The sequence below is a fragment of the Salinisphaera sp. SPP-AMP-43 genome, from assembly GCF_049568105.1.
Classification (GTDB): Bacteria; Pseudomonadota; Gammaproteobacteria; order Nevskiales; family Salinisphaeraceae; genus Salinisphaera.
On sequence record NZ_CP145335.1, the window covers coordinates 889,853 to 907,065 of the forward strand.

Here is a 17,213-nt window from a genome sequence, read left to right on the forward strand (position 1 = left end):
TGCGCCGCAGTCAAGATTTGAGCCGCCAGCGTTCGGGGCGGCGTACTCGCTTTTCAAGCGTAGTCGAGAGGATGCGCTATCCGGCGAACGTTGGCCAAGGTCGGTTTGTGCCGCCAGGCCGATGTGTGTGTCGGGGATCAGCGCAGGGCACGATCGCCGGCCGAGAACAGGCCGGCGCGTCGGGATCGATTTAGTGGCTGGCGCCCGGCGTTTCGGAATACAACATGGCTTCCATGCGGGCATAGGCCGCGTCCTGGCCGTCGGCCGAGGACAGGACCATCATCACGACCCACTTCACCTGTTCGAGTTCGGCGCCCTCGAACTCGTCGTCGACCAGCGCCATCAGCCGGTCGATGACCAGCTCGCGATTGGCCGCCGACAGTACGCCAGCACGTTCCAGGCGCGCGATATAGCCGCGGCACTCGGCGTCGAGCACATACAACTCCGGGCCGGCATAGATCCGTACGCTGTCCTCCGAGGGGGGGGTGATCGGCGCTCGACCTTCCGGCTGAGCTGCGCGCAGCCAGTCGAAGGCGTCGTCGATTTCATCAGGAAAGAATCCGGCATCGCCGAGATCGTCACGGACTTCGCCAGTGGCACCGACGTCAGTCAGGGAGAAGTTCTCGAACAGATACAGCAGAACGTCGAGGACATTTTCGTTCATGGTTCGACTCTACCACGTTGGTGTACTGCGGGCTGTTGGCGTGCCCGTCAGACTCGGACATAGGCACCCCCCGCGGTGGTCTGGATGCGGCCTTCGAGCTCCAGAATCAATAGCGTGGAGGATACGGCATCAGCCGGCCAACCGGTGCGCACGATCAGTTCGTCGATGCGCACCGGATCGTAGCCAATCGCGGTCAGCAGTGCATCGGTTTCTGGATCGGCTGCATCGGTAGTGTCGTGGGCGGGGGGCGCCGGCTCGGCGCTGGCGCGCCGATAGCCGCCGATCGAGCCGGCGATCTCTTCGAGAATATGATCGGTGGTCTCGACCAGTTTGGCGCCCTCGCGGATCAACTGATGACAGCCGCGCGCCAGTGGGTTGTGGATCGAACCCGGCAGGGCAAAGACCTCGCGGTTGGCAGCGCTGGCCATGCGGGCAGTGATCAGCGAGCCCGAAGCCCGGGCGGCCTCGACCACCAGGGTGGCGGTGCAAAGTCCCGCGATGATGCGGTTACGGCGTGGGAAGTTGCCCCGAACCGGCTGGGTGCCGAGGCCGAATTCCGAGATCAGCAGGCCGTTGTCGGCGATGCGTTCGGCCAGCGCCTTGTTGGCGGCGGGGTAGACCCGGTCCAGTCCGGTGCCGGTCACGGCGATGGTCATGCCGTTGGCATCCAGCGCACCTTCGTGGGCTGCGGCATCGATACCGCGCGCCAGGCCAGACACCACCACCAGGCCGGCACTGGCCAAGGCCCGGCCGAATTCGCGGGCGGCATCGCGCCCGGCATGCGAGGGGTTGCGGCTGCCGACCACGGCGATCGCCGGATGGGCCAGCAGATCGGTATCGCCGATCGCATACAGCCAAGGCGGGGGCGGTTCCAACTCGGCCAACGGCCCCGGGTAACGGTCGTCTTCGAGCGTGATGAAATGGTGGCTGCCCTCGGCCAGCCATGCCTGGGCGGCCGCTAGCCCCGGACCCGCCTCGTCGGCCAGTCCACGACGGGCTGGTTCGGGAATGCCGGCTTCGCGCCAGCCAGTCTCGCTAGCGGCCAGGGCACCCTCGGCGCTGCCGAAGCGGGCGATCAGGCGGGCAGCAAGCGCCGCGCCGATACCGGGTGTGGTGGCCAGGCGTAACCAGGCGTTGTCGATGTTCATGGCCGGTTTCCGGCCGCCGACGTGTGGGCGACGTCCTTGACGTGGATGGCTCGGGTGGCATGCATGATCAGAGCGAAGCTGACCTGATCCTCGACCTTGAAGACCATCAATCGCCCGGCCTCGACCTCGGGTAGGCGCACTTGGCCGCCGGCGACCGGGTCGGACACTTTGCGCCCGGCGGTATAGATATCAAGCACGGTGCCGCGCTGCATGCCCTGGCGAGCGCCGCGATCGAGCGTCACCACGTCGTACTGACCGATCTGGCTCACGCCGCCATAGACCGAAATGATATGGGCACTGATCGGTTCGGTCGGGAGGTGCGGATAGAAATCGCGCAGCAGGTTCTCGTCGTCGATATGGATCAGTCGGTCGCCGGGCTGGGCCTCGCGGTAGGCTTGGTCGATGGTCGCCGTGGCGACGTGTTCGCCGTAGTCGTGAATGGTGATGCGGCCGACCGGCACTGCCTTGCGGCCCAACAGTTTGTGAGTCTCGGCATCGCGATAGGGCCCACCCGGATGGACCAGTTCGTAATGGTCGGGGCCGGTGGCGTCTGCGCCGCGAACATAGACCGTGGCGCCATTGCCGGCGACCAGATGCTGGTCGTCGAACGACACCACATAGGGCGCATTGGCTAGCGTGTCGGCATCGATCAGGCGTGGGCTTTCTAGAAAATTGCGGATCGCGCTGTAGGGCACGACCGGGATTGCCTCGGACAGCGGCTGTTCGCGGATCCGCGGGGACAGTCGCACGGTCCGGTCACGGGACAGTCGCGGCTGGCGGTCCATGCCACGGCTGAGCACCAGCACCTCGCCGGGATAGATGCGATGCGGATTGGCGATATCGGGGTTGTTGTCCCAGAGCTGGGGCCAGTACCAGGGATCGTCGAGGAAGGTCGCCGCGATCTGCCAAAGCGTATCGCCGCGCTTGACGGTATAACGCATCGGGGCGTCGTCGCGCATATGCGACGATAGATCGGTCGTGGCCCGTGGCCTATGCTGCGTGGTCCTGGAAGGTTGCGGCGCGCTCTCGTTGTGAGCCGCGGTGCGCGGTGTCTGATCGGAGGTATCGGCCGTGCGGTCATGGCGCGGTGCATGCGCGCAGCCGGCGACCATGAGCAACAATCCGAACCCAAGCCCAATCCGCATCTGCCTCAAACCGTTATACTCCCCCGTTTTCGTGCCGGTGGGTGCCGCGCCCCAGACCGTGGCGGCCCCGTAATCGACGTCAACTGCCGACAGAATATGGCCATTCTCGAGATTTTGCATTTCCCCGATCCACGACTGCGCGAAGTCACGGAGCCGATTACCGAATTCAACGCCGATCTGTCGCGTTTTATCGACGATATGTTCGAGACCATGTATGACGCGCCCGGCGTAGGTCTAGCGGCCACTCAGGTAGGCGATACCCGTCGGGTCGCGGTGATGGACTGTTCGGAGGATAAGAGCGAGCGGATCGTGATGTGCAATCCGCGCATCCTCTGGACCGAGGACGAAGAAGTCGTCGACGAAGGCTGCCTGTCGGTGCCCGAGCACTACGATCGCGTCACCCGCGCGACACGGCTGCGCTTTGCGGCCCAGGACCGCGACGGCACGGAATACGAAATGGACGCCGACGGGCTGCTGGCCCAATGCGTACAGCACGAACTCGCCCATCTCGACGGCGGCTTGTATATCGACAAGCTGTCGCGGCTCAAGCGCGAACGTATCCGGCGCAAATTGGCCAAGGCAGCCAAGCGCACCGAGAGCGATTAGGCCATGCGCGTCGTCTTTGCCGGAACCCCGGAATTCGCCCTGCCGACGTTGGATGCGATCGCGGCCAGCGACCATGAGCTGGTCGGCGTCTATACCCAGCCAGATCGGCCGGCCGGCCGCGGTCGCCGGCTCAAGCCGTCGCCGGTCAAGGCGCGGGCGCTAGAGCTGGAGCTGCCGGTGTTTCAGCCGGAAAAGCTCAAGAAGAACGATACGGCCGTAGCCGAGCTGGCCGCGCTCGCGCCCGACGTCATGGTAGTGGTCGCCTACGGGCTGATCCTGCCGAAGGCCGTGCTGGCGGTGCCGGGTTACGGCTGTATCAACGTGCATGCTTCGCTGCTGCCGCGTTGGCGCGGGGCGGCACCGATCGCCCGTGCGATCGAGGCTGGCGACGCCGAAACCGGTGTGACCATCATGCAGATGGACGTCGGCCTGGATACCGGCGATATGCTGGCCGTACGCCGTGCCCCGATCGGTGAAACCACCACGGCCGGTGAACTGCACGACGAACTGGCGGCACTCGGCGGCAGCGCGCTGGTCGATGTCCTGGATCGCTTGGCCGAGGGCGTGACCGGGCAACCGCAGGACGATGCGGCTGCGACCTATGCCGCGATGCTCGACAAGGCTGAAGCCGCGGTCGACTGGCATCGCCCGGCGGCCGAGAGCGCTCGCTTGATCCGAGCGTTTTCGCCCTGGCCGGTGGCTCATGCCGAGTTGGATGGCGAACGGGTCCGTTTCTGGCAGGCTGTGGCGCGTGCCAGTGAAACTGAAGCCGCGCCGGGCACAGTGGTCGCGGCCGGCCGCGAGGGTATCGATATCGCAACCGGCGAGGGCGTGCTCCGCGTGACCGAACTTCAATTGCCCGGCAAGCGCCGCATGAACGCTGCCGATGCCGCCAACGGCCGCGACTGGGTCGGCCAGCGTTTTGGCTGAGGGCGCGCGACCACGGGTTCTGGCGGCCCGCGCCGTGGCAGCGGTCATCGACGGCGGTCGCAGCCTGGATGCCGCACTCGCCGACTGGCCGAGCGATTTCGTCGGCGTCGATCGCGCCCTGGCACGTATGCTCGCCTATGGCACGCTGCGCGACTATCGCCGGCTTGGCGCGCTGCTGGCGCCGCGGCTGAAGAAAAAGCCGCAACCGCTGCTCGATGCATTGCTGCGCGTGGGGCTGTTCCAACTCGAATCCACCCGCGTGCCGGCCCATGCCGCGGTGCATGCAACGGTTGCTGCGGCCCCGAAACTCAAGCTCGGCAAGGCACGCGGGCTGGTCAACGCCGTACTGCGCGGGCACCAGCGCGAACCGGCGCGCATCGACGAGAGCGCGTCTGCGCTGGCCCTGAGCTATCCCGATTGGCTGGCTGACGCGATCCTGGCCGACTGGGGCGCGGCCGGCGAAGCCGTATTGGCCGCCGGCAATGCCCAGGCGCCGATGCATCTGCGGACCAATACGCGCGCCACCGACCGCGAGGCGCTGCAATCCGAGTTGGCCGAGGCCGGCATCGACGCCGAGCCGATCGCGCTATGCCGGGCGGGTCTGACCCTGGCCGAGCCGGTCGCCGCCGAGCGGCTGCCGGGCTTCGAGGCCGGCCGGGTATCGATCCAGGATGGGGCGGCCCAGCTGGCCGTCGATCTAGTGGCGCCCCAGGCCGGCGAGCGCGTGCTCGATGCCTGTGCCGCGCCGGGCAATAAAAGCGCGCACCTGCTCGAAAGAGCCGATATCACACTCACCGCGCTGGATATCGATGCCGATCGGCTGGCCACCTTGCAGGCGACTCTGGATCGGCTGGGCCTGAGTGCCACAGTGTGCGTCGGCGATGCCGGCCAACCAGCGCTCTGGTGGGACGGCCAGCCCTTCGATCGGATTCTGTTGGATGCGCCCTGTAGTGGCACTGGTGTGATCCGTCGCCATCCCGATATCAAATGGCTGCGCCGGCCCGAGGACATCACAGCGGCGGCAGCCCGTCAGCGCGCCTTGCTCGATGCGCTCTGGACGACCCTGGCGCCGGGCGGGCGGCTGGTCTATGCCACCTGTTCGATCCTGCGCGCCGAGGGCGTGGATGTGGTTGGCGATTTTCTGGCTGCTACGCCAGGGGCACGCGAGCAGCCGATCGAAGCTGAATGGGGCCAGGCGGAGCGCTTCGGACGTCGCATCGCGCCCGGTGCGCATGGCTTTGACGGGTTCTACTACGCACTACTGGAACGCCTGGAATAATTTGCGTAACTCTACTGATTGGAATGCCTTGGCAACGCGCCCATCGTCGGTCGCGTACTGCATTTGATGTCATAAGGAGACAACGATGGCAGATGAACTCAAAGGCAAGAAGATCGCGTTTCTGGTCGCCGATGGCTTCGAGCAGATCGAACTGACCCGGCCCTGGAAGGACATCCAGAACGCAGGCGCCGAAGTCGAATTGGTCTCGCTCAAGTCGGGCGAAGTCCAGGGCATGAACGGCGATATCAACAAGGCTGATACATTCAAGGTCGACAAGACGGTCGACGACGTATCGTCTTCGGACTACAACGGTCTGGTCCTGCCGGGCGGTGTGGTCAACCCAGACAATCTGCGCAATAACGACAAGGCTGTGACCTTCGTGCGCGATTTCTTTGCCCAGCATAAGCCGGTCGCTGCGATCTGCCATGCGCCGATCGTGTTGATCGAAGCCGGTGTGCTCGATGGTCGAACCGTGACGTCGTTCCCGTCGATCAAGACCGATCTACAGAACGCGGGCGCGACCTGGGAAGACCGGGAAGTGGTCTGTGACGAAGCGCTCGTGACCAGCCGTACGCCGGATGACCTGGATGCCTTCTGCGCCAAGGCGATCGAGGAATTCGCCGAAGGCAAGCACGAAGAGCAGACGACGTAAGACGTCGACCGCTGGTGATGCTAAAAAAGCCCGGGGCCACCCGGGCTTTTTTTATGCGTGTCCGCTGCCAGTGCCGCCAGGTTCGGCCGTAATGACGCGCTGTTGATGCGGCGTACGAGCGGCGCTGGCGTGCCGGCGAGGGCATAAGTGGCCGCCAGGACGGCACGTGTTGGAAACACCGCGGGTTGTCATGCGGCGCATTTCAAAACGGCTGGCCTACCTGAACAGGCTATTGGCCAACGATGAACAACACGATGACTCGCCTATGGTGTGGCGGTCTTGGCTGGACGCACTAGGCCTCATCCGGCTGGACCACATGTCGGCACGGAATTGCGTAAGACCTCAGCAAGGGCTAGAGCGGGTTGAGGTTTCGTCCGAGCGTTGCGTTGTTGCCCCAAATCGTGCCCTGATCAAGGCGCGTTACGCGGCTCGACGCGATTCGGGGCGCAACCCTTCGGGCCAAGGGCTGTTGGGCTGCAATTCCCGCGTTGCTGCTTACTGACGTCGTGCCACTAGGCCGCATGCGCGGCGTCGCGGCTTGCCGCCCCACAGCCTGTGGCGCAGACCTGCACCAAACCTCAACACGCCCTAGCGATGAATGGCGTCGCGTACCGGCACGCCGCGTTCGGCGAGATAGTTCTTGGCCTGTTGGATCGTGTACGTGCCGAAATGGAAGATCGAGGCTGCCAGTACGGCATCGGCATGGCCTTCGGCCAAACCGTGATAGAGATCTTCTAGGCTGCCGACGCCGCCCGAGGCGATGACCGGCACGGGCACGGCATCCGAGACCGCGCGGGTTAAGCGGATATCGAAGCCGGACTTGGTGCCATCGCGATCCATGCTGGTCAGCAGCACTTCGCCGGCGCCTAGCGAAACCAGTTTCTTGGCCCAGCCGATGGCTTCGATGCCGGTGGACTTGCGCCCGCCGTGGGTGAAAATCTCGTAGCGCGGCTCCTCATCCTTCTTGGCAGCGTTTTTGGCATCCAGAGCCACTACGATGCATTGGCTGCCGTAGCGATAGGCAGCCTCGGCCACGAACTCCGGATTGCCGATGGCCGCGGTGTTGATCGAGACCTTGTCAGCGCCGGCCGACAGCAGCCGGCGGACGTCCGATAGGGTGCGTACACCGCCGCCCACGGTCAGTGGAATGAACACCTCGCCGGCGACTTTCTCGACCACGTCCATGAGCGTGCCGCGATCTTCGTTGGAGGCCGTGATGTCGAGAAACACCAGTTCGTCCGCGCCCTGCTGATCATAGCGGCGGGCAATCTCGACAGGGTCGCCGGCATCGGCAACATCCAGGAACTTCACGCCTTTAACGACCCGCCCCTTGTCGATATCGAGGCAGGGAATGATGCGCTTTGCAAGGGACACTTAGCCTCCTTTGGGCCGCTCGTTGACGCGCTTGCGGGCGCTGGCTAGATCGAGCGTGCCTTCGTAAATCGACCGGCCGAGGATGGCACCGGCTACGCCATCGGCTTCGGCGGTGAGCAGGGCATCGATATCGGTCATGTCGGTGACCCCGCCCGAGGCGATCACCGGGATCGTGAGCTCGGCGGCCAGGGCGCGCGTGGCTTCGACGTTCAGGCCCTGCATCATGCCGTCGCGGCTGATGTCGGTATGGATGATGGCGACCACGCCGTCGGCCTCGAACTGCTGGGCCAGATCGGTCACCGTATGGTTGGACAGCTTGGACCAGCCATCGGTGGCGACCATGCCGTCGCGGGCATCCAGACCGACGATGATCCGGCGCGGGAATTCGACGCCGATATCGGCTACGAAATGCGGTTCCGAAACAGCGCGGGTGCCGATGATGACGTATTCCACGCCGCGTTCGAGATAAGTCTCGATCGCAGCTTCGTCACGGATGCCGCCGCCGACCTGGACCGGGATCGAGCCGGCGGCGTCGACGATATCGCCGATGACGCGGTCGTTAACCGGATAGCCAGCCTTGGCACCGTCCAGGTCGACGACATGGATGCGATCGGCGCCTTCGTCGATCCAACGTTGGGCCATGGCGACCGGGTCGTCGTCGAATACGGTGACATCGTGCATGTCGCCCTGACGCAGACGTACGCACTGGCCGTTCTTAATATCGATAGCGGGGATGAGTAGCACGCCCTGACTCCTCGCTTATTGGCGGCTGATGGGTGAAGTTTGTCGAAATCCTGAGACGATGGCGGTCAGGCCATGCCGTCCCATTCCAGAAAATTGGCCAGCAACTGCAGACCGGCCGACTGACTCTTCTCTGGATGAAATTGCACGGCAAACACGTTTTCGCGCAAGACCACGGAGGTGAATCGCACGCCGTAGTCGGTGGTGCCGGCGATATGCCGTCGGTCGTCCGGCACCACGTAGTAGCTGTGTACGAAATAAAACCAGGAATTCGCCGCGATATCCTTCCAGAGCGGATGATGGCGTTCTTGGTGTACCTGGTTCCAGCCCATATGCGGAATCTTGCGCCGCGAACCGTCGGGCATGACCTCGGTCTCGGTGAACTTGACGGTATCGCCGGGGAAGGCGCCGAGACAGTCGACGCCGCCGGATTCCTCGGAGTGCGCCATCAGAGCTTCGATGCCGAGACAAACGCCCATCAAGGGTTTTTGGCCCAGCACCTCGCGAATCATGTCGTCGAGTTCGAGGCGGCGCAGTTCGTCCATGCAGTGGCCGATCGCGCCGACGCCCGGCAGCACCAGGCGATCCATGCGGGCCAGCGCATCCGGGTCAAAGCTGACTTCGATCTGCTCGTCCGAGGCGACATAGCGCAGCGCCTTGGCGATCGAGTGCAGATTGCCCATGCCGTAGTCGATGATGCCAACGGTTGCCATAAAGAACGCGAAAAGTAGAGTCTTAGAGGCTGCCCTTGGTCGAGGGCAGGGCGTCGAGAGCGCGCTGGTCGCGAGCCACCGCCGCGCGCAGGGCACGGCCGAAGGCCTTGAACAGCGTCTCTGCGATATGATGCGCGTTATGCCCGGTCAGGGCATCCATATGCAGGGTCATCGAGGCCGCGCTGGCCACGCCCTGGAAGAATTCGCGCACCAGTTCGGTATCGAAGCTGCCGATCTTTTCGGCCGTGAAATCGGCCCGGAAATACAGCCCCGGTCGGCCGGAAAAATCCACGACCACCCGTGACAGGGCCTCGTCGAGCGGGACATAGGCATGGCCGTAGCGCATGATGCCGCGTTTATCGCCGATCGCGTCCTTGAGCGCAGCGCCCAATGCCAGGCCAACGTCTTCGACTGTATGGTGATCATCGATATGCAGATCGCCATCGGCCTGGATATCCAGGTCGATCAGGCCATGCCGAGCCAGCTGATGCAGCATGTGCTCGAAAAAACCCACGCCGGTGGCAGCCTTGAAGTCGCCGCTGCCGTCGAGGTCGAGGCTCAGTCGGATATCGGTTTCGGCGGTACGACGTTCGATCGTGGCGCGGCGCGCAGTCATGGTCTCGCGTTAGCTCGGCTTCCCCTGGTGGACGCCCGATAATACGCCGTTGCCTGCTGCAACGCGAGAGTTCGAACGCGATCTTTCAGCCTGGTTCAGCCAAGTGATTCAAACGGCCGCGGCCGGGCGATCGAATCAGGCCGTCAGCCAGAACGTTACCGGGCCATCGTTGACCAGTTCGACCTGCATGTCGGCGCCGAAACGGCCACACTCGATCGGCGTATGGCGAGCGTTCAGGGCGGCGACGAAATCGTCGAACAGCCCGGCCGCGCGATCCGGGGCACAGGCGGTGGAAAAACCCGGTCGGTTGCCGCGGCGCGTATCCGCGGCCAGGGTGAACTGGGGCACCGCCAGTACCGCTTTGCCAGCCGTGGTCGCACCGAGATTCATGCGGCCGGCCTGGTCGGCGAAGATACGATAGGCGAGCACCCGTTCGGCCAGGCGTTCGGCGCGGGCCGGCGTATCCTCGGGTTCGGCCGCGACCAGGGCCAGTACGCCGCTATCGATGGCCGCGATCGTCTCACCCGCCACTGTGACCGAGGCCCGGGTGACGCGTTGGATGAGCGCGATCATGGCGCCAGCAGTGGCGGTACGGCTTCGCGATGCGCCAGCAACAGACGTTTGAAGGGCGTGGGATCCTTGATGTGCACGTCTTCGCCGCTCATCGGAAAATGGGCATCGATCAACCGCGAGACCCAGAATCGGAGGGCCGCGGCCCGCAGCATGGCCGGCCAGGCGGCAATCTCGGCATCGGTGGGGCTGCGGCGGCGGGCATAGGCGCGCATGAAAGCCTGCCAGTGCTCGGCCTGGTAGCGATCGCGGTCGTCGAAGGCCCAATCGTTGCAGATGATCGCCAGATCGAACAGCAGGTAATCGTGGCAGGCGTAATAGAAATCGATCAGGCCGGAGACCCGATAGGTATCGAACAAGACGTTGTCACGAAACAGATCGGCATGGACTACGGCGGCCGGGAGTTCAGCATAGAGCGATTGGGCCGTATCGGTCTGGAATGCGATTTCCTCGAGCAGTAAAGCGCGTTCGGTCGCCGGAAGCGCGCTATCGAGCCGTTCGGCGGCGGTTTGAATCCAGTCTAGGTCGCGCGGGTTGCGCTGGATCGGGGTGAAGCCCGCCACGGCTCGGTGCATTTCGGCGACCACGCCGCCGAGCGAGCGGCAATGGGTCGGTTCGGGCGCTTCCTCGCTGCGTCCGTTCAGGCGATAAACCAGGGCGGCCGGACGCCCGGCAACCGCGCTAAGAAAGCCGCCGTCGTTGCGGGCCACTGGATGGGCACAGGGCACGCCGTGGCCCGCCAGATGGTCCATGAGCTGCATGAAAAACGGCAGTTCGTCGGCCTCGACCTGTTCGAACAGGGTCAGTACCCAGCGCCCGAGCGTGGTGTCCACGAAATAGTTGGTATTGGTCACCCCAGCCGAAATACCGGTGAAGTCCTCGAGTTCGCCGACCGCATAATCGGCCAGCAGCGCGCGCAGATCCTCGACTTCGACCCGAGTGTAGACAGACATCGGCTAAGCCTTATTCGGCGGCGCGGGCAGCGCGTTTGTAGAACACCTGCATCTCGCGTGCAGCCTGGTTGTCGCCCTGGGTCTCGGCGACCTCAATGCCTTGGCTCAACACTTCGAGCGCGTGGTTGTAATGGCCGGCCTCCAGCAGGGTTCGGCCGTAGAGTTTCCACGCCGCGGAATACTTTGGGTCCTGCCGAACGGCTTCGGCCAAGTGGACGACCGCGGTCTCGAGGTCGCCGTTTTTGTGGTGAAGCTCGCCGAGCGTAAAACGGGCCAGCGGCGTATCCCGCCCGGCGTCGATCATGGCCTGGAGTCGATCCTGCATCGTCATACCCTGATTGTACCGAAAGGTTGGGGTATCTCGTCAGGTCGCAAAGTTCAGCGACGCCAGAACGCCGGCGTCAGAATCACCAGCAGGGTGAAGACCTCCAGACGCCCGAGCAGCATCGACAGGCACAGTACCCATTTTGCCAGCGACGGCAGGCTGGCCATGTTCGAGGCCACTTCGCCCAGCCCTGGGCCGATGTTGTTGATGGTCGCAGCGACCGCAGAAAACGCGGTCAGCTCGTTGAGCCCGGTGCCGAGCAAAATCAAAAACATCACGGCGAAGACCGTCACATAGACCGAGAAAAATCCCCATACGGCATGCACCACCCGATCTGGGATGACCTTACTGCCCATCTTGATCGGGATTTCGGCATTGGGATGGATCAGTCGGTTGATCTCGCGAATACCCTGCTTGGCGAGCAGGATGAAACGCACAGTCTTCATGCCGCCGGTGGTCGAACCCGCACAGCCGCCGACAAAACCGCCGAGCAGCAGAAACATCGGCAGGAAACTCGGCCAGATGGTGTAGTCGGTCGTGGTGAAGCCGGTGGTGGTGCCGATCGATAGCACCTGGAACAGGGCCTTGATCAAGGCGTCCGGGGTATCGACATAAGTTCCGGCGATCAGTAGTACCAGGGTCACGACGGCAGTCGCGGCCACGATCATGATCAAGAACGTACGGGTTTCCGAATCGCGCCAGTAATCCAGCGGGTTGGCGCTGCGCCAGATTGAAAAATGCATCCCGAAACTGATCGAGCCGATCAGCATCGCTACGATCGCCGCCAGTTCGATGATCGCACTGTCGTGATAACCCAGCGATAGATCGTGGTTGGAAAAACCGCCGGTGGCCACCGCAGAAAACGCGTCGCTCACGGCATCGAAGGGCGTCGTGCCGGCGAGCCAGAACATCAATATGCACACGCCGGTCAGCGAGACATAGATATACCACAGCGCCTTGGCGGTCTCGCGGATGCGCGGCGTGAGTTTGGAATCCTTGATCGGGCCCGGCGTTTCGGCACGATAGAGCTGCATGCCGCCGACGCCCAGCATCGGCAACACGGCCACCGCCAGCACGATGATGCCCATGCCGCCCATCCAGTGCAGCAGCACCCGCCAGAACAGAATGGCATGGGGCAGAGTGTCCAGGCCGGTGAGCACGGTCGCGCCGGTGGTGGTCAAGCCCGAGACCGACTCGAAGGCGGCATCGGTGAAGCTCATATTGGGCCGGGTGGCCAGCCACAGCGGGATCGCCCCGAACAGACTCAGCACCATCCAGAACAGCACGACCACCAGAAAGCCGTCCCGGATCTTGAGTTCGCGCTGAACATGCCGGGTCGGTAGCCAGGTCGCGAGCCCGGTGGCCAAGGTGATGACAAAGCCGATAACGAACGCCTCGATCTCGCCATCGCCATAGATCGCGCCGACTGCAGCGGGCGCGAGCATCGAGACCGAAAAGATCATCAGCAGCAGGCCCAGCACCCGCTGGACCACGGCATAGTAGTAGTTGAAACCGCCGCCGATCACAGCCAGGTCCTGTACGAATCAGACATACGACACGCCGACCTGGAACAGCTGCTCCACTTCAGCGGTGTATTTCTTGTCGATGATGAAGATCATCACGTGGTCGCCGGATTCGATCACCGTATCGTGGTGGGCGATCAGCACATCCTCGCCGCGGGCGATAGCGCCGATCGAAGCCCCCGGCGGCAGCTTGATCTCGTCGATGCGACGGCCGACCACTCGCGAATTGGAACGCTCGCCGTGGGCGATCGCCTCGATCGCCTCGGCCGCGCCGCGGCGCAGGGTATGGGCGCGGACTACGTCGCCGCGTCGGACATGCGCCAGCAATGCCGAAATCGTGGATTGTTTGGGCGAGATCGCGATATCGATCTGGGTGCCGGAAGACTCGATCAGATCCACATAGGCCAGTCGGTTGATTAACGACATGGCCTTACGCGCACCGAGCCGCTTGGCCAACATCGCCGACAGGATATTGGCTTCGTCGTCGTCGGTGACCGAACAGAACACATCCACCGACTCGATGTTTTCCTCCCGCAGCAGGGCCTCGTTGGCGGCATCGCCTTTGAGCACGATCGAGCGATTGACCCGCTCGGACAGCCAGCCCGCGCGCTGCGGATTATGTTCGATGACCTTGACCTGGCACTGGTTTTCCAGCGCCAGTGCAAGCCGTGTGCCGATGTTGCCGCCGCCGGCCAGCATTACCCGCTTGACGGGTCGGTCGATCTTGCGCAGTTCGCCGATCACTTGCTTGATATCGCGCCGCGCAGCGACGAAAAACACTTCGTCGTCGGCCTCGACGATGGTGTTGCCTTCAGGAATCAACGGCTTGCCGCGTCGATAGATCGCCACGACCCGGGTATCCACGTTCGGGATATGATCGCGCAGGGTCTTGAGTTCGTTGCCCACCAGCGGCCCGCCGTAGTAAGCCTTGACGCCCACGACCTGTACCCGGCCCTCGGCAAAATCGACCACCTGCAGTGCACCGGGGTACTGGATCAGGCGTTTGATGTAATCGGTGACCAGCTGTTCGGGGCTGATCGACATATCGATCGGGATCGCATCCTGATGGAACAGCCGGCCCTCGACCAGATACTCGGCCGAGCGGATACGCGCGATCTTGGTCGGGGTATGAAACAGGGTGTAGGCGATCTGGCAGGCGACCATGTTGATTTCATCGACCGCGGTCACGGCGATGATCATGTCGGCATCGTTGGCCCCAGCATCGCGCAGCACTGCTGGGTGTGCGGCATAGCCGGGAATCGCCCGAATATCCAGACGATCCTGCAGTGGCCGTAGCAGTGACTCGTTGGTATCGACTACTGTGACGTCGTTGGACTCGTGGGCCAGGTTCTCCGCCAGAGTTGCCCCGACTTCGCCCGCCCCCAGGATGATGATCTTCATGCGCGGCAACACTAGATTGCGCCCGGCCGGCTTGCAACAGCGCGAGCCCCGGTCGTGAATGTCGCCAGTATGCGCATAAAGCATCGGCGCAGAGAAATCGCAGCGATCAGTTGCCGACCTAGACGGCGATAACCCCAGGCCGGTCGCGCTACGAGCAGCAGTGCGGCCTTGAGCTGGCATAGTCAATAGCGGCGGTTGCTATTCTCAGGACTGCGGATCGCCGCGCATGGCAGGTAGGATACGGACCCGTTAAAACCAAACGAAGTCAGTCATGGAAACAAATCGCGACAGCGACTGGCTCGATCAGGTGGCCTGGAACACGCAGGGCCTGGTGCCAGTGATTACTCAGTCGGCCGATACCCAGCGCGTATTGACGCTGGCCTGGATGAATCGCGACGCGTTAGCCGCGACGGTCGAATCCGGCTATGCAACATATTGGTCACGTTCGCGGGCCACGCTATGGCGCAAGGGCGAGTCCTCGGGCAATCTGCAGCGTATCGTGAGTATCGCGCTCGACTGCGACAACGATGCACTGCTGCTACGGGTCGAACAGATCGGCGGCGTGGCTTGCCATACCGGACGCGAATCCTGTTTCTTTCAGGTGCTGGACAACGGTGCCTGGGTCACCCGAGATCCGGTCATCACCGATCCGCAACAAATGTACGGTCTGCATGAATAATTCACCCAATGATGGCGATGTGTTTGCACAGCTGGATGCGGCGCTGGCCAAGCGTCGCACGGCTGATCCGGCGCAAAGCTATACTGCGGCGCTGTATGCTGGCGGTGTGACCGCCATCACTGACAAGATCAGCGAAGAATCGGCCGAAGTGGTCGAGGCTGCCCACGGCGACGACCATCATCTAATTCACGAAGTCGCCGATTTATGGTTTCACTGTATGGTGTTGCTCCAGTCACGAGGGCTGGATTCGGCGGCAGTGCAATCCGAGCTGGCACGGCGCTTTGGTGTGTCGGGTCATGTAGAAAAGGCCGCCCGTAGCGGTGGCGACACCGCCCAAGACTAAAGAGGTCATTATGCTCAGCGGTATCAGTATCTGGCAGCTACTCATTCTTTTAGTGATCGTGCTGCTCGTGTTCGGCTCCAAGCGCCTGCGCAACCTCGGCCCGGATCTCGGTTCGGCATTGAAGGGCTTTCGCTCGGCGATGAAGGACGAGGACGACGCAGAGCGCAAAGATCAAGACGATCCGAAGGTCGTGGACCATGCCCGGCGCGACGACGCGTCCGACAACCATGAGTCGCCGAGTAGCCAGAGTACACAGCACAGCGCCAGCCGAGACGACGAAACGGCCCGTCGTCGCGACTGATCACGACCGGCACTTTCCATGTTCGATATCGGTTTCTGGGAGCTGGCTACCCTCGGCGTGATCGGATTGATCGTGCTCGGCCCCGAGCGCCTGCCGGTGGTAGCGCGAACGCTGGGCCGCTGGGTCGGTCGTGCTCGGCACTATGTCAGCGCATTGACCTCCGAACTCGAGAACGAAGTCGGCGCCGAGGACATCCGCAACGATGTCCGGCGCGCCCGCGAGCGCATCGAGTCCGAGACCCAAGATATTCGCTCGCGCGGTGCGCGCATGGCGGATACGCTCAACGAGCCTGCCGAGGGCCGCGATGCGTCCTCGGCAAATGTGACGGCCGAGCAGAGCGAGGCCGATCATCGAGGAGCCACTTCCGAAACCGCAGATACACGCGCCGAGCGCCGCGCCGCTGACGACGAGAGCCGCCCGTGAGCGACAAGGAAGTAGACGAAAACGAACAGCCCTTGATGGCGCATCTACTGGAGCTGCGTACCCGGGTGATCCGGATCGCGCTCGGCATCGGGTTGGTGTTCCTGCCGTGCTTTTATTTCTCGCGCCCGCTGTTCACCTTTCTGTCGGGGCCGCTGTTGGTGCACATGCCGCATCACAGCAGCCTGATCGCAACCGGCGTGACGGCACCGTTTCTAGTGCCGATGAAGCTGTCGCTGATGATCGCCTTCGCGATTTCCCTGCCGTGGACGCTCTATCAGATCTGGATGTTCATCGCCCCCGGGCTGTATCTGGCGGAGCGGCGGCTGGTCACGCCTTTGCTGGTTTCCAGCACGCTGTTGTTCTATCTCGGCATGCTGTTCGCCTACTACGTGATTTTTCCGATCGTGTTCGGTTTTTTCATCTCGGTCGCGCCGGAGGGGGTGTCGGTGATGACCGATATCTCGAATTATCTGGATTTCGTGCTCAAGATGTTCATGGCCTTCGGTGTGGCCTTCGAACTGCCGGTGGCGATCTTTCTGATCGTCTGGGCCGGGTTTGCCACGCCGAAACAGCTGGGTGGCTATCGCCCTTATGTACTGGTCGCCGCTTTTGGCGCCGGTATGCTGCTCACGCCACCGGATGTCATCTCCCAGACGTTGCTGGCGGTGCCCGTCTATCTGCTCTATGAAATCGGGTTGTTCATGGCCCGCCTGTTCGCGCCGGGTGCGCGCGAGCGCGAGGCCGAAGAGCCCTGATTCGGTCGCGCCCGGGCGTCATATGTTGTTAACACGGCGGTGTTAGCGTCGATGCATCTGTTTTTCTGCCAG

The 17,213-nt window shown here is 63.3% G+C and carries 21 protein-coding genes; 9 read left to right on the forward strand and 12 right to left on the reverse strand.

All coding sequences use genetic code 11. The annotated features are described in order from the left end of the window. Nucleotides 1–190: 190 nt before the first annotated feature. The 3 genes from V5738_RS03780 to V5738_RS03790 are packed head-to-tail and all read right to left on the reverse strand — an operon-like array spanning nucleotide 191 to nucleotide 2,771. On the reverse strand, nucleotides 191–664 hold the full coding sequence (locus V5738_RS03780; protein ID WP_423823074.1) for a DUF494 family protein: 474 nt from the start codon (nucleotides 662–664) through the stop codon (nucleotides 191–193). 47 nt (nucleotides 665–711) lie between these two features. Then, nucleotides 712–1,812: a DNA-processing protein DprA gene (dprA, locus tag V5738_RS03785; RefSeq protein ID WP_423823075.1), complete on the reverse strand. Its 1,101-nt coding sequence runs from the start codon at nucleotides 1,810–1,812 to the stop codon at nucleotides 712–714. Next, on the reverse strand, nucleotides 1,809–2,771 hold the full coding sequence (locus tag V5738_RS03790) for a LysM peptidoglycan-binding domain-containing protein (protein ID WP_423823076.1): 963 nt from the start codon (nucleotides 2,769–2,771) through the stop codon (nucleotides 1,809–1,811). Before V5738_RS03790 ends, dprA begins: the two co-directional genes overlap by 4 nt. Before the next feature lie 282 nt (nucleotides 2,772–3,053). Here V5738_RS03790 and def point away from each other — a divergent pair, with 282 nt between their 5' ends. From def to V5738_RS03810, 4 genes are all read left to right on the forward strand, one after another. Further along, a complete protein-coding gene (gene def, locus V5738_RS03795; RefSeq protein WP_423823077.1) occupies nucleotides 3,054–3,563 on the forward strand; it encodes a peptide deformylase in 510 nt (169 codons plus the stop codon). Nucleotides 3,564–3,566: 3 nt separating this feature from the next. Further along, on the forward strand, nucleotides 3,567–4,493 hold the full coding sequence (fmt, locus tag V5738_RS03800; RefSeq protein ID WP_423823078.1) for a methionyl-tRNA formyltransferase: 927 nt from the start codon (nucleotides 3,567–3,569) through the stop codon (nucleotides 4,491–4,493). After that, nucleotides 4,450–5,772, forward strand: coding sequence for a 16S rRNA (cytosine(967)-C(5))-methyltransferase RsmB (rsmB, locus tag V5738_RS03805; protein WP_423823079.1), 1,323 nt, complete (start codon nucleotides 4,450–4,452; stop codon nucleotides 5,770–5,772). Before fmt ends, rsmB begins: the two co-directional genes overlap by 44 nt. 85 nt (nucleotides 5,773–5,857) lie before the next feature. Beyond that, nucleotides 5,858–6,424 (forward strand): type 1 glutamine amidotransferase domain-containing protein, encoded by a 567-nt coding sequence (locus V5738_RS03810; RefSeq protein WP_423823080.1) that lies wholly within the window; start codon nucleotides 5,858–5,860, stop codon nucleotides 6,422–6,424. A 588-nt stretch (nucleotides 6,425–7,012) separates the two neighbouring features. On the opposite strand, the gene hisF is transcribed toward V5738_RS03810, so the two are convergent. From hisF to trkA, 9 genes are all read right to left on the reverse strand, one after another. Beyond that, on the reverse strand, nucleotides 7,013–7,798 hold the full coding sequence (hisF, locus tag V5738_RS03815; protein ID WP_423823081.1) for an imidazole glycerol phosphate synthase subunit HisF: 786 nt from the start codon (nucleotides 7,796–7,798) through the stop codon (nucleotides 7,013–7,015). Beyond that, complete coding sequence (gene hisA, locus V5738_RS03820; RefSeq protein WP_423823082.1) at nucleotides 7,799–8,542, reverse strand: 1-(5-phosphoribosyl)-5-[(5-phosphoribosylamino)methylideneamino]imidazole-4-carboxamide isomerase; 744 nt, start codon at nucleotides 8,540–8,542, stop codon at nucleotides 7,799–7,801. 65 nt (nucleotides 8,543–8,607) lie between these two features. Next, the gene (gene hisH, locus V5738_RS03825) at nucleotides 8,608–9,252 is read right to left on the reverse strand and encodes an imidazole glycerol phosphate synthase subunit HisH (protein WP_423823083.1); all 645 of its coding nucleotides are present in this window, start codon (nucleotides 9,250–9,252) and stop codon (nucleotides 8,608–8,610) included. A gap of 22 nt (nucleotides 9,253–9,274) precedes the next feature. Next, on the reverse strand, nucleotides 9,275–9,868 hold the full coding sequence (gene hisB / locus V5738_RS03830) for an imidazoleglycerol-phosphate dehydratase HisB (protein WP_423823084.1): 594 nt from the start codon (nucleotides 9,866–9,868) through the stop codon (nucleotides 9,275–9,277). A 135-nt stretch (nucleotides 9,869–10,003) separates the two neighbouring features. Next, nucleotides 10,004–10,441, reverse strand: coding sequence for a D-aminoacyl-tRNA deacylase (gene dtd / locus V5738_RS03835; RefSeq protein WP_423823085.1), 438 nt, complete (start codon nucleotides 10,439–10,441; stop codon nucleotides 10,004–10,006). After that, nucleotides 10,438–11,391 carry a homoserine kinase gene (locus V5738_RS03840; protein WP_423823086.1) on the reverse strand — a complete coding sequence of 318 codons (954 nt, stop codon included), beginning with the start codon at nucleotides 11,389–11,391 and terminating at the stop codon, nucleotides 10,438–10,440. The genes dtd and V5738_RS03840 overlap by 4 nt, the downstream gene beginning before the upstream one ends. A 10-nt stretch (nucleotides 11,392–11,401) precedes the next feature. Next, on the reverse strand, nucleotides 11,402–11,716 hold the full coding sequence (locus tag V5738_RS03845; RefSeq protein WP_423823087.1) for a tetratricopeptide repeat protein: 315 nt from the start codon (nucleotides 11,714–11,716) through the stop codon (nucleotides 11,402–11,404). Between the two features lie 53 nt (nucleotides 11,717–11,769). Further along, entirely contained in the window at nucleotides 11,770–13,179 is a 1,410-nt protein-coding gene (locus V5738_RS03850; protein ID WP_423824233.1) for a TrkH family potassium uptake protein, read from the reverse strand. An 81-nt stretch (nucleotides 13,180–13,260) separates the two neighbouring features. Further along, on the reverse strand, nucleotides 13,261–14,640 hold the full coding sequence (gene trkA, locus V5738_RS03855) for a Trk system potassium transporter TrkA (RefSeq protein ID WP_423824234.1): 1,380 nt from the start codon (nucleotides 14,638–14,640) through the stop codon (nucleotides 13,261–13,263). A 271-nt stretch (nucleotides 14,641–14,911) separates the two neighbouring features. On the opposite strand from trkA, the gene hisI reads away from it, so the two are divergent. The 5 genes from hisI to tatC are packed head-to-tail and all read left to right on the forward strand — an operon-like array spanning nucleotide 14,912 to nucleotide 17,141. Next, nucleotides 14,912–15,319, forward strand: a complete 408-nt coding sequence (gene hisI, locus V5738_RS03860) for a phosphoribosyl-AMP cyclohydrolase (protein ID WP_423823088.1) — start codon at nucleotides 14,912–14,914, stop codon at nucleotides 15,317–15,319. Next, nucleotides 15,312–15,662, forward strand: a complete 351-nt coding sequence (locus V5738_RS03865) for a phosphoribosyl-ATP diphosphatase (RefSeq protein WP_423823089.1) — start codon at nucleotides 15,312–15,314, stop codon at nucleotides 15,660–15,662. The genes hisI and V5738_RS03865 overlap by 8 nt, the downstream gene beginning before the upstream one ends. 10 nt (nucleotides 15,663–15,672) lie before the next feature. Then, entirely contained in the window at nucleotides 15,673–15,963 is a 291-nt protein-coding gene (gene tatA / locus V5738_RS03870; protein WP_423823090.1) for a twin-arginine translocase TatA/TatE family subunit, read from the forward strand. Between the two features lie 18 nt (nucleotides 15,964–15,981). Beyond that, entirely contained in the window at nucleotides 15,982–16,386 is a 405-nt protein-coding gene (tatB, locus tag V5738_RS03875) for a Sec-independent protein translocase protein TatB (RefSeq protein ID WP_423823091.1), read from the forward strand. 35 nt (nucleotides 16,387–16,421) lie between these two features. Beyond that, complete coding sequence (gene tatC, locus V5738_RS03880; protein WP_423824235.1) at nucleotides 16,422–17,141, forward strand: twin-arginine translocase subunit TatC; 720 nt, start codon at nucleotides 16,422–16,424, stop codon at nucleotides 17,139–17,141. Nucleotides 17,142–17,213 lie beyond the last annotated feature (72 nt).